Here is a 14064-nt window from a genome sequence, read left to right as displayed (position 1 = left end):
ACATGACAGGATGATTGATTTATCGATGGTGGCTTGCCAACGTCACCACCTCCATGCATAGGCTTTGCAGCATAGTCAGCGGAGAGTGCCTGCCTTGACCGAACTCAACAGCCGACGATTGGAAATAGACGCGCTACGGGTCCTGTGGTCCGTTCGCCGTCATGGCGGCATCACTCGCGCTGCCGAGGCGCTGGGCCTGTCGCAATCGGCTGTCAGCCACAAGATCAAGCGGCTTGAAGTCAGCCTCGATTGTGATCTTCTCAGCCGCAAGCCGGGAGCGCCTGTGTTCACAGCCGCCGGCGAGGATTTGCTGGTTTACGCCGAACGCATTCTCGGTCTTCATGACGAAGCGCTTCTCAGCCTGACGAAAACGCCGCTCGCAGGACGCATCGCCCTCGGGCTGACCGAGGACACCACGTGTACCGATCTCGCCCGCATATTGGGCCGGTTTCGCCGCCTCCATCCTGATGTCGCCGTGCGCACCAAGGTCAGGATGAGTTTGGTTCTACGGGCGATGCTGGAGCAAGGAGAGCTCGACGCTGCGATCGTGCAGATCTTTGCCCATGAGGTTCGCCCGACCGATATCGTGCTTTTCCGGGAGCAGCTCTACTGGGTGAAACATTCCGACCTGGCTCTGCCACCGAGTGGTCCGATTCCATTCCTGTCTTTCGACGACGAATGCTTCTATCGCCAATGGGCACTCGATATCGGCCAAGATGACGACACCCTTTTCGAGACGGTGTTTGAGTGCACCAGCGCCGCCGGAATCGTCTCGGCAGTCACCTCAGGCCTGGGTGTGGCGCTTCTGAACGGGCGCCACCTGCGTCCCGCGATGGATATCATTACCAACCGGCTGCCCACGCCTCCCGCCCTGGCCTATGTGGTGCGTCGGGCCCGTAAGGCGCGAAATCCTGCGCTCGATACTCTGGTCGCAGAAATCGAAAATGAAGTCAGTCGTTACGGCGGCCTGACCTTGGCGAGCTGATTTGCCGCCCTTAGGACGCAGAGCTGCCGGTGGCATTCGCCCCCCGAAAGTGATGGTCATTCCTCACTGGATCCGGCCAACGCATCCCGCATGATCGCGTAGTAGCCGGAAAGCCCTGGGATATCGGCGGCCAGCCTGTCGAAAGCGGGGTCGGATGGCGCAAGCGTGCCGGTGTATTTCGCCTCGAGAAGAGCCCGATGGGCGGCGAGGGCTTCGGCTTCGGCCTTGTGCACGACGGTATAGACAGGCGAGGGCGCGGTGCGGCCCTTGACGATGATGCGGTCGAGCTCGACGACGGTGTAGATGCCGGCGACCAGCCTTGCGGTCTCCTCGCCGAGCAGCAGCGCCACGCCATAATTCTTCGATGCGCCTTCGAGACGCGAAGCGAGGTTGACGCTGTCGCCGAGGCAGGAATAGTCGAAGCGGCGGGTCGAGCCCATATTGCCGACGATGCATTCGCCGGTGTTGATGCCGACGCCCATCTTCAACACATGCGGCCTGCCGCCCCGCATCGCCGCCTCTTGCTCGAGCTCGCGGTTAAGGCTCGATATCGCCGCCTGCATGGCAAGCGAGGCTTTGACGGCGTGCAGGGCATGATCGGGATCGTCGAGCGGCGCGTTCCAGAAGGCCATGATGCAATCGCCCATATATTTGTCGATCGTCCCGCCATGGTCCATCACCACGTCGGAAAGCGGCGTCAGCAGCCGGTTGATCAGGCCGGTCAGCTGCTCGGGGTCGTCCTTCAGCGTCTCGGCGATGGTGGTGAAGCCGCGTACGTCTGAGAAAAGCACCGAGAGGGTGCGCCGCTCGCCGCCGAGCTTCAGCTGCGAGGGATCGCTCGACAGGCGCCTGACTAGATCGGGCGAGATATATTGGGCAAAGGCGCGGGTGATTTGGCGCTTGTTGCGGCGCTCCTCGGCAAAATCGAAGGCGGCCTGGCCGAAGACGACAGAGATATAGGCGACCGTCGGCCCAAGCGGCGAGACGAAGATATGGGTTAGCCGCATACCGGCGGCACTGACGGCGGCGAAGGCGAGCAGCGCCGCCGCGCTCGTTACGATCGTCAGCCATCCCGTCGAGCGCCAGACGGTGGTGGCGGCCAGCAGCACCGATATCAGGATGCAGGCAGCGACCGTCGGCAGCCGGGCTTCCGCGATCGACAGGCCGCTGCGGATATTGTCGTAGATCGTCGCCTGGATCTCGACGCCGGAGACGAGCTTGCCGGTATGAACCGTGTAGGGCGTCGCAAAGGCATCGACGCCACCTTTGTCGATCGCCGGCGCATTCTGCAGGCTGAGGCCGACCAGCACGACACGGTCCTTGAAATAATCCGGCGGCAGCAGCTTCTTCGGGTCGAGCGCCTGGTAGTAGGAGACGGTGGGATAGCTGCGGGCGGGGCCGAAGGACTGGATGAGCCGGCCGGCGGGCAGAGTCTCGGGGGCCACGCCGGCGACCTTGGCCAGCATGGCGGCAAAGCCGTCCTCATAGCCCGGAATACGCCGGAAGGTGCCGTCGCCACTGAGTTCGACGGAGGCGATGCCAGTCACGGCACCTGCCTCGGTCAACTGCGGCAGCGGTGTCGCACGGATCAGTTGCGAGGCCTGCGGCGTCTCGATCAACGTCTCGTCGCCGGCAAGGACGACATCCGGGCCGACGGCGTTAGTGATCGCGTTGTCGTTCTCCGGCGTCGAGGGTTCGGCCAGGATGATGTCGAAGCCGATGACGCGGGCGCCGGCGGCGCGCAACTGGGTGACGAGCTGGGCATGAAGACTGCGCGGCCAGGGCCATTGCGCGTTGATATCGGCAAGCGAGGGTTCGTCGATCGCGACGATGACGGGTCCGCCGGGTGGCGGACGGGGATCGTCGACGGTCGAGAGATAGTCGAAGCTTCTGAGCTCGAGCAGTGACCAGGCGGGCAGGCGCGACAGCAGCGAGATGGCGATCAGCGTCGTCAGCGACAGCACGAGCAGCCTGAGATGGCGGCCCCTGGTGTGACTGGCCTGCCGAGGTTTGTCCCGCAGCCGCATCAGAAGCGGACTTTGAGCGTGCCCTTGAAGGCGCGGCCCCAGCCGGGCACACCGGGGGTGATCTCGAAGTCCTCGTCGAGCAGGTTATAGGCGGCCGCCTCCAGCTCGATGCGCTTGTCGAACGGTTCCCAGATCAGGTGGGCGTCGAGGCTCCAGTAATCGTCGAGCTTGGTGCCGAACCGATCGCCGTCGCGCTCGCCGATATAGTTGGCGGCGACCGTCGCCTTGACCTTGGCTTCGTTGACCCAGGTCAGCGCAATCTGCCCTGAATTCTGCGGTATGAAGGGAAGAGGGCCGCCATAGATCGGCTCAAGTGGATCCCGGTTTTCCGAATCCATGTAGGCATAGGTAGCCGAAAGGCCGAAACCATGGCCGAGCACGACGTTTGCTGTGACGGCAGCCCGATCGATGCTGCCGCGCGAGATCGGCAGGCTGCTATCCGAGGGAAGCGAGATCAGCGGAAAATCGATCGAGAAATCATGCAGCTCCTGGTGCTGGTACTCGACCGAGGTGAAGAAGCGGTCGGTCCATTCGGCATCCCACTGCAGGGCGACCGTATCCGTGTAACCTCGCGGATTGGTGGAAAACTGGTTGGCTTGCAGCCCGAGAACGCCGATGGGGGCAAGGGTCGGAATCCCAATATCAAAGCTCTGACGCATGAAGGCAGCACGCAGCCAGTGGTTTGGAACCGGCGCCCAGGCGAGGCCGAAGCGCGGCTCCAGCCGGGTGATATCGATGCCGTCGCCCTCCAGGCGCGTGGCAAACAAGGCGTATTCGCCCTTAAGATCCGGCGTGATCTCATGTAGCACATCGACATAGCCGCGGCCGATATCGATGGTGTTCTCATTGTGATCGAGGGGCGCCGTCAAGCCCAGAAGCGTCGTATCGACGGTGCTGCTGGCATCCATCCAGCCGCCTTCGATGCCGTAGCGAAATGTCAAAGGCCCGGCACCTATGGAATGGCTCAAAGCGCCGATATAGGTTTGGGATTCGCTTTCCTGAGTGACGCTGGCAAAGGGAATGATGAAGGGAACCCCTCTGCCGATAAACACTGGGTCCAGGTCGACATCAAGCACGCTGCTGGTATTCGATTTGCTTCCTGAATAAAGCAGCGCTCCATTCAACACGTTTTCATACGCAAAAGTGTGGCTCCAGCCGATGCCGGCATATGTGCTTTCTCGTACAGTCTCCTCTGTCGTGTAGAGAGGCAGAGGGATAGGGACACGGAACACGAGTTCCATGAACCCGGTGTTTGACGACAAGGCGCTCAGCGCTCCATCATTCTTGCCGTGGTTGACGAAGGCTACCACGCGATCATCAGGTGTGACCGTTGCCGTCAGATAACCGTTGGCGCTTAGCAGCTTGTTATCCGTCTGGACACCGCCGAAATCCTGGTAGTCGCGGTCGAGCGCCAGCTCTTCCCAGGTCAGGTTGCCATAGAAGCTGATTGGGATCGTCGCGTTCGAATAACCTTGGATATCGGCCTCGCCGATGCGTCTCGTGTGGCCGTCGACGCTGTTGATGCCGCCGCCGAGCGAGCCTTCGATGAAGGGGACATCGAACAGCGTTGCCGAGCGCGAGCGGCCGGAAAGCATGTGCGGCGAAAGCAACAGGCCCTGGATGAAGGATGAGTAGCTCGACGCGTTGCCGCGGTTTTGGATGATATTGTCGTCGCTGAAGCTGGTCGCGTTGACGAAAGGAAAGATGCTACCCTTGATCGTTTGATCGATATAACCGGTGCCGCTGAAGGGATCGAAGACGGCATCGCCGTAATAGCGGCCCCAGGCATCTAGGCCCTGCAGGCGGAAGGCGTTGTTGAGCGTAGAACCAGCACTCGCATTGGCGCCGAGCGAGCTGTAATCGCCGCCGCGGGCGCGCGAGCGGCGCAGGAATTCCTGCGCGTTGCGGATCGCGCCGTCGGCGTCGTAATCGTCGATATCGACGGCGGTGCGGAAGGCCGAGATAACCGGGTCGTTCTTGTCGAGCCGGTCGGCATTGTCGAGCGCCTGCTGGGAAGGAATGCGGTCGCCTTTTTCGTAATGGGCGGCGGCGAGCATCAGCTGTGATTGCGAATGCGCCGGGTTGGCGGTGCTGGCGGCGAGCAAATCTTGCAGCGCCTTATCGCGCTCGCCAGTTTGCAGGTAGTATCGGCCGCGGGCGAGCAGGGCGATATCGAAGGATGGATCGAGCGCAATTGCCGTGTCGATCTCGTGCTTGGCTTCCTTCATGCGCCCCTGATCGAGATAGAGGATTGCGAGATTCGCGCGCAGCAAGGGGTCCTGCGGATCGAGCTCGATCGCCTCCTTGAAGGCTTTTTCCGCTTCGCCATTAGCATCGCGCGAACTCTGCAGCAGGCCGAGCGAATTCAGCGTGCCTGAACCGCCGGGGGCAAGTTCGATGGCGCGGTTCAGATCGGCAAGCGCGCCGTTGACGTCGCTCTGATAGACCGCCTTGTAACTCGCGCGGGCGGAGAGCGCCATCGGATGGTCAGGGTCGAGCGACAGCGAGCGTTCTATCGCTTCCTTCATCTGCTCACGGTCGTCGGTGAGCTCCGCCAACTGGGCGCGGACCGCCGGCAGGGTCGGATCATCGGGATAGCGTTGCTCCGCTTTCTTTATGATCTCGAGCGCTGCGTGTGGGTTTTTTAGGAAGCCTGTCGTATAGGCCTGCATGATCGCGCCATAGGGGCCGGTGGTATTCGCGGGCGGCTGTTCGGCATGGGCAGGCTCGGCCAGCGAGCGGGCGAAATAGCCGCCATATTGCGCCATGTTGCGGCGTGTCGGGTCGAGATGCGGCAGGGCCTTCTGGAAGAGCTTGGCGGCATCGCCATAACGCTTTTCCGAGCCGGCGATGGTGGCGTCGATCAGGTCGACGCGCGCCTGCTGGGCTGCCGTCAGTTTGCGGTCGCGGATATTCGTCAGCGTTGCCGCTGCAGCCCGGCGTCCGTCGAAGGCGCTCTGAACTTCGGCAAGTGCCAGCCAGTCTTCGGTCGTGCGGCGTTCCGGCGGCAGCGCCAACAGGCGGCGGCGTTCGGTCGCCATGCGGTCGGCCCGTAGCGGCGAAGTCGGCATCAGGTCGAAGCCGTCGCGCAGGTCAAGATAGAAGAGCATCTGTTCTCGGTCGTCAGGATTGACGCTGATGATCTTGCTCGGCGCCTGGCCGATGGTCGCCACAGCCCCTTCGCCCTCGTTCACCTCGACGCTGCCCTGCGGGTTGCTGAGCGCGACGCGGCCCTCGAGCACAATCATCGAAGTCTTGTTGCCCTCGACCGTCATCGTCCAGTCGGTGCCGCGGATTGCGGCCGCGGCGGCCGGCGTTTCCACCGTCAGGCCCTGGCCGCCGCGCTCGGCGCGCGCCCAGATCGTTCCCGATTGCAGCTCCAGCGTCGTGTCGCCGCTCGCGGCCATCTTCTTGACCTGCAACGAGGAATTGCGGCCGAGGCGAACCTGGGTGTGATCGGAAAAGACGATGGCGAGCTGGCCGTTGGCGTTGGTGCGCAGCACGTCGCCGGTCAGCAGATCCTGATTGATGTCGACGACACGCCAGTTCGACACGTCGATGAAGCGGACTTCTTCGCCGGTCTTGCGGGCGATGACGGAACCGGCCACCGGTGTTGCACGCTGCACCGGGTCAGCCGCGGCCGGCGAAAAGCCCGGCACGGCAAGCGCAAGCGCCACCCCGGCGCGACAGATGTTTTTCCAGCGACCCAGCATGACCCAACCCCAACTCCCGCTTCCCCTTTGTCCATGTAGAAAAGAAAAGTCAAGCACATTGCACACGTGTTCTTGAATTCTCTGTGAAGTGTAATATCAGGGAAACACTTGTTGGGTGGAGTATTCATGTGAGCGAATTCGAGAGTGCAACTGAACTTATGCCAAGCGAACCGTCGACAGGTGACATTGGTGTCGGGTATTTTGACCATATCAAGAAAATCAACGACATATTCTACGATCAGATCAAGATCTCAGACCAGAAAGCCGCCTATATCTTTACTTTTATGCTGGCCTTCCTGGTGAGTTCCAGCGAGGTGAGGGCGGTCTTCAGCCTGGCGCGTTACGCGACCGGGGCGCCAGGGAGCATGCTCTTCTCGGGCCTGCTTGCCGCCGCCTCGGTCTTTTCCATCCTATCGGCGATCCTCGTCGTGCTGCCGCGCCGTTTGGACACATCTACCTCGCTGTTCTGGGGCGCCTGGCAGAACCATCGCGACCTGTTCTTCGAGGCGGCACTGCGGCGCGACGAGCGCTACCTCTTCGACCAATATCTCGAAAACGCCAACATCCTCTCTGCTATCGCCCGCAGCAAATACCGCTGCGTCACCTTCGCGTTCCGAGGGCTGATGGTGAGCGTGATCGCCTATGTGCTGCTGTTGGTGGCGGTGTGAGGGTGTGATGCTTTGAGCTTATCGGTCGGCCGCGGCCGCGCTCACGAGAGCCTCATCCTGAGGCGCCCCGCAGGGGCCTCGAAGGACGAGGCGGGTGCGCCGGCGGTCGGTAGATGCAAGGAGCAGTGCCGGAGCGTGTCCTTCGAGGCTTCGCCCTGCGGGCTACGCGCCTCAGGATAAGGGACCTCGGACGATGCCGCGCCGGTACCGCCCCCATTCAGCCCTCGACCTCAAGGACAAGTTCAAGTTCGATCGGCACACCTAAAGGCAGGCTAGCGACGCCGAGCACGACGCGGCCGGAGAGCTTCTCCTCGCCGAAGACCGCAAGCAGCATTTCGGATGCGCCGTCCGCGACCTTCGGATGGTCGCGGAAATCGCCTTCGGTCGCGATATAGATGCCGAGCTTGACGACCCTGACGACCCTGTCCAGCGAGCCGAGATAGTCCCTGGCGGCTGCGAGCGCGCTCAGCGTTGCCGTTTCAGCCGCCTGCCGGCCGTCTTCGGCCGTCAGCGCGCCGCCGACGCGGCCTATATACCGCGGCTCGTGGCCGACGACCGGCAGCATCCCGCTGAAGAAGACCAGGTTGCCGGTCCTTATCGCTTCGACATAGGCCCCAAAGGGCGTCGGCGGCGGGGGAAGTGTGATGCCGAGTTCCTGCAGCCGTCGTTCCGCGCCGGCTGCCTGCGCTTTCGCATGGTCTACCATCTGCCCAGATGTGCGCCGCCGTCGACGTGCAGCACCTCCCCGGTTACGCGCGGCGCTTCGGTGAGGAAGACGACTGCGTCGACGATCTCCTCGACGTTTGATATGCCTGCCATCGGCGACAGCGTCTTCAGAAAATCCTTCGGATTGTCCTTGTGCAGCGGCGTGTCCACCACGCCAGGAGCGACAATGTTGAAGCGAATTCCCTCGTTCGCATATTCCATCGCCAGGTTCTTGGAGATGGCGTTGATGCCGCCCTTTGTCATCATCGAGACTGAAGCAGAGAAGCCGGCGATCGGATGATCGGTCAATGGCGTAGTGATGCTGACGACGCTACCGCCCGTTTTCTGCGCGAGCATCTGTCCGACGACCAGTTGGGTCAGATGGATGAAGCCCTCGAGATTGGTCGAGGACAATTTCTGGAAGTCGGCCATGGTGAACTCGACGAACGGCTTGGCTAGAAAAATGCCGGCATTGTTGACGAGTGCGTCGATCGAGCCGAACCGGTCGATTGCTGTCCTTGCCACCCGCGCTGCGGTTTCGGCATCGCCGATGTCGCCATCGACAAGCGCCAGTCTGTCCGAGGCTTGGAAAGCCTCCGAGACGCTGACCTGGCGCGAGGTAGCAACGACATTGTAGCCGCGCTGGATGAAAGCGTTGACGAGGCCCGCTCCGATACCCTGGGAGGCGCCCGTCACGATGACTGTTTTTCTCGTAGTCATGCTGATCTCCATAATCTGGTTCGGGCAACGCGGGCCTTGCGGTTGCAAAGGCGGGGTCGCTCGAGATGGGGCTGCTGCGAACGCGCCTCCATCGGGTTGTCTTGTTTTCGCAAGGTGAATATGGCGAAAACTCCATTACTCGATTAGATGGAAATATCTGGATTCTCTTTTGCATCCATGCAAAAATCAGAACATGGCTGATCTGAACGACATCGCGGTTTTCGTGAAAGTGGCGCAGTACGGTAGCTTCAGCCGTGCTGCCCATTCCCTCGGCATGCCGGTATCGACCGTCAGCCGGAAGGTGACGTCGCTGGAGGAGCAGCTCGGCGTGACGCTTATACAGCGCACGACCCGCAAACTGAGCCTGACCGCGCAAGGCCGGGCCTATTACGACAGGTGCAGCGAACCGCTCGCCCATCTTCTCGACGCCGAGCACGCGCTCACCGAGACACAGAGAAAACCGGAAGGTCTGCTGAAGATCTCCGTGCCAGTCATCTTCGGACAGGAGGTCTTCTACGAATTCGTCTCGGCTTTCCAGAAGACCTATCCGAAGATCCAGGTTGACCTCTTCGTCACCAACCTGTTCCTCGATCTGATCGCGGAGAACATCGATCTCGCCATCCGCTTCGGCGACCTCAAGGATTCAACCATCGTCGCGCAGCGGCTCGGCAAGAGCGTGCGTTATCTGGTCGCCGCACCGGACTATCTGAAGGGCAGGGTGCTTCCCTTGAAGCCCGAAGAGCTGAAGGACCATCAGTGCGTGCTCTTGAATGGCCGCAACGGCGAGGCGGAATGGCATCTGGTGAGCGGTCGCAAATCGGTTCACCTGCATGTGTCGGGGCCGATATCGAGCCGGGATTTCGACGCGGTAAGCGCCTTCACCTATCGCGGACACGGCATCGGCCTGCTGCCTTCGACCTATTGCGACGAGCAGATCAGAAAAGGCGAACTCATCCGCCTGCTGCCGGACTGGTCGTCCGAGGAAATTTTCGTGCACGCCGTCTATCCCACACGCCGCTTCCTGCCCTCCCGATTGCAGGTCTTTCTTGAGGCGCTGAAGGCATGGAATACTCCCTTGTGGCTTCCCTTGCATTGAAGGCCTTCCGATCCATCACCGAAAATTGAAGCTGCACGCGCGGGCGAGCGTCCAGCGTCCGCCAAGCTGTGTTAGAGTTCTCCCGCTTGGATGGCGCAGGGATTGGATTGCCAATGCTGACGACACTTGCGGTGCTTATGGGTCTTTCCGGCCTCGTGCCCATCGCGCAGACGGGGGGAAGCGAGGTCGATGTGACCCTCGTGCTTGCCGTCGACACCTCGCGGTCGATGGACTTCGAGGAGATCGGCATCCAGCGCGAGGGTTATGTCGAAGCGCTCAAGCACAAGGAATTCATCGACGCGGTGAAGGACGGGCTGACCGGCCGCATCGCCATCAGCTATTTCGAATGGGCTGGCTATGTCGTTCAGGATTCCGTCATCGACTGGCAGGTGATCGAGACGGAGGAGGATGCGATCGCTTTTGCCGATAAACTCGAAGCCCGGCCGATTGCCACGCAGCGGCGCACATCGATCTCCACCGCGATCGCCCAGGGCGCCAGCATGATCGTTTCCAGTCCCTTTCAGTCCAGGCGCCAGGTGATCGATGTCTCCGGCGATGGGCCGAACAATTCCGGCAATCCCGTCACCCCCGCCCGCGACAAGGCGGTAGAAGCCGGCATGATCATCAATGGTCTCGCCATCATGCTGCGGCCCTCCGATGCACCCAACGGGCTCGACAAATATTATGCGGATTGTGTGATCGGCGGTCCCGGCGCCTTCGTGCTGCCGGTCCGCAAAATCGAGGATTTCGCCGTTGCCGTGCGCCGCAAGCTGGTGCTGGAGATCAGTGGCCTATCCCCGCCGGCGACGGTGCAGAAAACAGCCGGCGCCGAGACGGGCGCCGACTGCCTGATCGGTGAGAAGCAATGGCGGGACATCTTCGACCGTTGATGCCAGAACAGGATGATTTTAGGCCGGGGCGGCCTAAAATCTCAATCCTGTTCTGAATTAGATAGTTAGAGCATGATGTTGTCCGAAAACCGCGTACACTTTTCGGCATCATGCTCCACCGGGTCAGCGCGCCGACGTTATATCAGTCAGTATCCGGTAAGCGGCAGAGACGCGATCCTCGTTGGGATAGTTTTTGTTGGCCAGAATGACGATGCCGAGCCGCTCCTTCGGGATGAACGCGACATATGCGCCGAAACCATTCGTTGAGCCGGTTTTATTGATCCAGACATCCTCGCGCGGTTCCATTGCGGGCGTCAGTTGCTTGACGGGAATGGTCTTCAGCATCGCGCTGGAATTGTTGTCCAACAACGTCGTCAGCGTCGCCGGATAGGAATACTGCTCCCAAATAAGGTCTTGGGTCATCGCGCCGACATCGAAGTATCCCCTATGCGTGTTATTGATCGCCTGCTGGAGCTTATCGCCCAGTTCGACCAGTCCCATGTTCGCGTCGATGAACCGGATCATGTCGCTTGCTGTGGATTTCACGCCATAGGCCTCGGACGAAAGAATGGCAGGTGTCATCCGCGCCGGCTCGCCGTTCCGCTTGTAGCCTTGGGCATAATCCGCCATCCGCGATTTCGGCACATCAATAAACGTGCTTTTCAATCCAAGGGAGGGAAACAATTTGCCTTCCATCAAAGCGACGAAACCGTCATTCATGCTTTTCGCCGTTATATATCCAAGCATCCCGATGCTTGGATTGGCGTATGTCCGGTGCGTTCCGGCGGCATATGAGGGTTTCCAGGTTGCGAGATACTCCATCAGTTGCTTCTCGGTTTTGAATTCATCGGGAACTTGAAGCGGAAATCCACCAGCCGTATGGGTGCCCAAATCCGTCAGGACGACATCGCCGAACGGCCTTCCCTTCATCGCCGGCAGATATTTGCTTGCCTTGTCCGACAGCGAAAGTCGGCCGGTCACGTCTGCGTAGGAGGTGAGGGTGACTGTAAAGGTTTTGCTGATCGATCCCAGTTCGAACATGGTCGCCGGGCTGACGGGCCTGTTCGTGTCCTTCGACTCGACGCCGTAGTTGAAGATGTGGTTCTGCCCGTCAACGGCGATGGCAACGGCCATGCCCGGAATGCCGTATTTATCCATGATTGGTCTTATCGCGGCGTCCGAGATGGCTTTCAGTTTCAGCGCGTCAGCCGCAAGGCCACTTGTGGAAATGCATGTCGAGACCAATGCGGCCGATAGAATTTTTATCCAATTACGATTCATTTTCATCCTCCGCAGGCAGCTTTTCATCAGCGCAAAGGCGCATGAGGACGGCATTTAATGGCACTGTTTTGCGGCAGCAAACGATGATATCTCGGAGGAGATCCAAGAAAATCTAGGGCTAAGATGGTTCGGCAATTCCTCCCCTTAAATGGCTTGAGGGCCTTCGAAGCATCGGCGAGACATCTCAGCTTCACCCGCGCCGCGATCGAGCTTTGTGTTACCCAGGCCGCTGTCAGCCAGCAGGTCAAAAGCCTGGAGAAGCGATTGGGGGCTGCCCTTTTTCAGCGTCTCCCGAGGGGCTTGAAAATCACCGCAGAAGGCGAAGCTCTTTTGCCGACCTTGACCAATTCCTTCGATCAGATGGCGATCATGCTGGACCGGATTGAAGCCGGGCAGGTTCGGGAATTGCTGTTCCTGGGCGTGGTCGGGACGTTTGCCGTCGGCTGGCTGTTGCCAAGGCTTTCGGATTTTCAACAGCAACATCCGTTCATTGATGTGCGCGTTTCGACTAACAATAATCGCGTCGATATGGCGGCCGAGGGACTGGACTTTGCCATTCGCTTCGGCAGCGGCTCCTGGCACGGCACAGAGGCGCTGCGTCTGTTCGACGCTCCGCTCTCTCCTCTGTGCACACCCAAATTGGCCGAGCGTTTAAAGTCGCCTGCAGATCTGGTCGAGGCGACGCTTTTGCGGAGCTATAGGGCGGACGAGTGGAGCACGTGGTTTACCGCAGCGGACGTCCCTCCGGCGGCACAGATAAACGCCGGTATCGTTTTCGACTCTTCCCTCGCCATGATGGAAGCGGCCCTGCAAGGACTGGGGATCGCTCTGGCACCGCCGTCGATGTTTTCCAGACATCTATCCTCGGGGGCTGTTAGACAACCTTTTCCGACGACCATATCATTGGGGAGCTATTGGCTTACCCGGCTGCAATCGAGGCCGCCAACAGCAGCCATGCTTGCATTTTCCGATTGGATAACGTCGCAGAAGTCTCCCGCATCTCAATGAAGGCTTCCGGCGCACCCCAATATCCGACTTCGGTCTGCGCCCCGCGGATGGGGCCGGCGCGAAGCCGCAATGCGCGAGGCGGACTCATATCCGACGTCCGGGCCGATATAGCCGACGGGATAATCGGTTGACTGCAACAGCGAGAGGGTGGGGGACATCCTGACGTCGGCAAGGAGACCGGTGAGATTGGTGAGGCGAAGACACGATAAAGCGTTTCGGTATGGCGCGCGCCATACCGAAGTTCCCTTACTTCTCAGAGGATGTCACCGCCTATAGAGGTAGCTGCTTGCCGGCCTGTTCGCTGACCATGTATTCGGCGTACCAGTCCGGCCAGTTGTCGTCGTGTTTGCCGCCGTTTCGCTTCTCGTGTTCGCCGTGCGCGGTCGCCGCACGGCGCATGGCTGACGCGAGATCGGTCGAGGTCGTGAATGTCGTCCCGTCGGCGTCGATGCGTCCCGGCAGGCGCGTGGTGACTTCCTGGAACAGCCAGCCGTTGCCATCGGGATCCTTGAAGGAGGCAAAGGAGCGATAGCTGCGGTGATCGGGATCGCGGCCGGCAATGCGGAGCCGCCCGAACAGGTATGGTTCGTCCTTGCCGGCATAGACGCCGGCCGCGTCATGGAACACTTCGCTCACCTCGACGCCGCGGGCGATCAGATCACGGCGGGCGGCCTCGACGTCGGAGACGATAAGGTAAAGGCCTTGGGCCGAGCCGGGTGGCGCGGCGGTGACGTTCTTGCCGAAGATGATCGCGCAGCCGGAGCCGGGCGGGGTAAACTGGATCACACGGAAATCGGCATCATTGGCGAAGTCGGCGTCGAGCCGCCAACCCAGGCCGTCGTAAAAACGCTTGGCGCGGTCGACATCGGAAACAGGGATGACGACGACCTCGAGCTTGGTGTCGACGGGCTGTGTTCTCGGGGTCTCAATGGGGGGTTCACTGCGCATGGCATTGCTCATCTTCAGCTCCT

11 protein-coding genes are annotated in these 14064 nt (G+C 60.8%); 5 read left to right on the top strand and 6 right to left on the bottom strand.

Features of this window, described 5'->3' with window-relative positions:
* Nucleotides 1–94 precede the first annotated feature (94 nt).
* On the top strand, nt 95–985 hold the full coding sequence (locus AC244Q_RS13280) for a LysR family transcriptional regulator (RefSeq protein WP_113548035.1): 891 nt from the start codon (nt 95–97) through the stop codon (nt 983–985).
* Between the two features lie 56 nt (nt 986–1041).
* On the opposite strand, the gene AC244Q_RS13275 is transcribed toward AC244Q_RS13280, so the two are convergent.
* A complete protein-coding gene (locus tag AC244Q_RS13275; RefSeq protein ID WP_128407680.1) occupies nt 1042–3012 on the bottom strand; it encodes a CHASE2 domain-containing protein in 1971 nt (656 codons plus the stop codon).
* A complete protein-coding gene (locus AC244Q_RS13270; protein WP_128407679.1) occupies nt 3012–6725 on the bottom strand; it encodes a FecR domain-containing protein in 3714 nt (1237 codons plus the stop codon). The genes AC244Q_RS13275 and AC244Q_RS13270 overlap by 1 nt, the downstream gene beginning before the upstream one ends.
* Nucleotides 6726–6853: 128 nt before the next feature.
* Here AC244Q_RS13270 and AC244Q_RS13265 point away from each other — a divergent pair, with 128 nt between their 5' ends.
* The gene (locus AC244Q_RS13265) at nt 6854–7393 is read left to right on the top strand and encodes a Pycsar system effector family protein (RefSeq protein WP_128407678.1); all 540 of its coding nucleotides are present in this window, start codon (nt 6854–6856) and stop codon (nt 7391–7393) included.
* A gap of 217 nt (nt 7394–7610) precedes the next feature.
* On the opposite strand, the gene AC244Q_RS13260 is transcribed toward AC244Q_RS13265, so the two are convergent.
* A complete protein-coding gene (locus tag AC244Q_RS13260; protein ID WP_012758143.1) occupies nt 7611–8099 on the bottom strand; it encodes a RidA family protein in 489 nt (162 codons plus the stop codon).
* Nucleotides 8093–8818: an SDR family NAD(P)-dependent oxidoreductase gene (locus AC244Q_RS13255; RefSeq protein ID WP_113548037.1), complete on the bottom strand. Its 726-nt coding sequence runs from the start codon at nt 8816–8818 to the stop codon at nt 8093–8095. Before AC244Q_RS13255 ends, AC244Q_RS13260 begins: the two co-directional genes overlap by 7 nt.
* A gap of 193 nt (nt 8819–9011) precedes the next feature.
* On the opposite strand from AC244Q_RS13255, the gene AC244Q_RS13250 reads away from it, so the two are divergent.
* Both AC244Q_RS13250 and AC244Q_RS13245 read left to right on the top strand, forming a co-directional pair.
* Nucleotides 9012–9914, top strand: coding sequence for a LysR family transcriptional regulator (locus AC244Q_RS13250; protein WP_128407677.1), 903 nt, complete (start codon nt 9012–9014; stop codon nt 9912–9914).
* Nucleotides 9915–10027: 113 nt separating this feature from the next.
* Nucleotides 10028–10804 carry a DUF1194 domain-containing protein gene (locus AC244Q_RS13245; RefSeq protein WP_113548039.1) on the top strand — a complete coding sequence of 259 codons (777 nt, stop codon included), beginning with the start codon at nt 10028–10030 and terminating at the stop codon, nt 10802–10804.
* Nucleotides 10805–10927: 123 nt separating this feature from the next.
* Here AC244Q_RS13245 and ampC read toward each other — a convergent pair whose 3' ends face one another.
* A complete protein-coding gene (ampC, locus tag AC244Q_RS13240) occupies nt 10928–12085 on the bottom strand; it encodes a class C beta-lactamase (protein WP_128407682.1) in 1158 nt (385 codons plus the stop codon).
* A 123-nt stretch (nt 12086–12208) separates the two neighbouring features.
* On the opposite strand from ampC, the gene AC244Q_RS13235 reads away from it, so the two are divergent.
* Complete coding sequence (locus AC244Q_RS13235) at nt 12209–13093, top strand: LysR family transcriptional regulator (protein WP_017994611.1); 885 nt, start codon at nt 12209–12211, stop codon at nt 13091–13093.
* A gap of 270 nt (nt 13094–13363) precedes the next feature.
* Here the strand turns inward: AC244Q_RS13235 and AC244Q_RS13230 are convergent, their stop codons facing one another.
* On the bottom strand, nt 13364–14053 hold the full coding sequence (locus tag AC244Q_RS13230; protein WP_128407676.1) for a VOC family protein: 690 nt from the start codon (nt 14051–14053) through the stop codon (nt 13364–13366).
* Between the last annotated feature and the right edge of the window lie 11 nt (nt 14054–14064).

This window comes from Rhizobium sp. CB2179 (genome assembly GCF_057653455.1).
The sequence above is the reverse complement of the archived record's forward strand: the minus strand, read 5'-3'. Positions and strand labels throughout refer to the sequence as shown.

Bases quoted from the DNA above. Each gene is read 5' to 3' on its own strand.
- AC244Q_RS13275 (WP_128407680.1), bottom strand. From the start codon at position 3,012: ATGCGGCTGCGGGACAAACCTCGGCAGGCCAGTCACACCAGGGGCCGC.
- AC244Q_RS13270 (WP_128407679.1), bottom strand. From the start codon at position 6,725: ATGCTGGGTCGCTGGAAAAACATCTGTCGCGCCGGGGTGGCGCTTGCG.
- AC244Q_RS13260 (WP_012758143.1), bottom strand. From the start codon at position 8,099: ATGGTAGACCATGCGAAAGCGCAGGCAGCCGGCGCGGAACGACGGCTG.
- AC244Q_RS13255 (WP_113548037.1), bottom strand. From the start codon at position 8,818: ATGACTACGAGAAAAACAGTCATCGTGACGGGCGCCTCCCAGGGTATC.
- AC244Q_RS13250 (WP_128407677.1), top strand. From the start codon at position 9,012: ATGGCTGATCTGAACGACATCGCGGTTTTCGTGAAAGTGGCGCAGTAC.
- AC244Q_RS13245 (WP_113548039.1), top strand. From the start codon at position 10,028: ATGCTGACGACACTTGCGGTGCTTATGGGTCTTTCCGGCCTCGTGCCC.
- ampC (WP_128407682.1), bottom strand. From the start codon at position 12,085: ATGAATCGTAATTGGATAAAAATTCTATCGGCCGCATTGGTCTCGACA.
- AC244Q_RS13235 (WP_017994611.1), top strand. From the start codon at position 12,209: ATGGTTCGGCAATTCCTCCCCTTAAATGGCTTGAGGGCCTTCGAAGCA.
- AC244Q_RS13230 (WP_128407676.1), bottom strand. From the start codon at position 14,053: ATGAGCAATGCCATGCGCAGTGAACCCCCCATTGAGACCCCGAGAACA.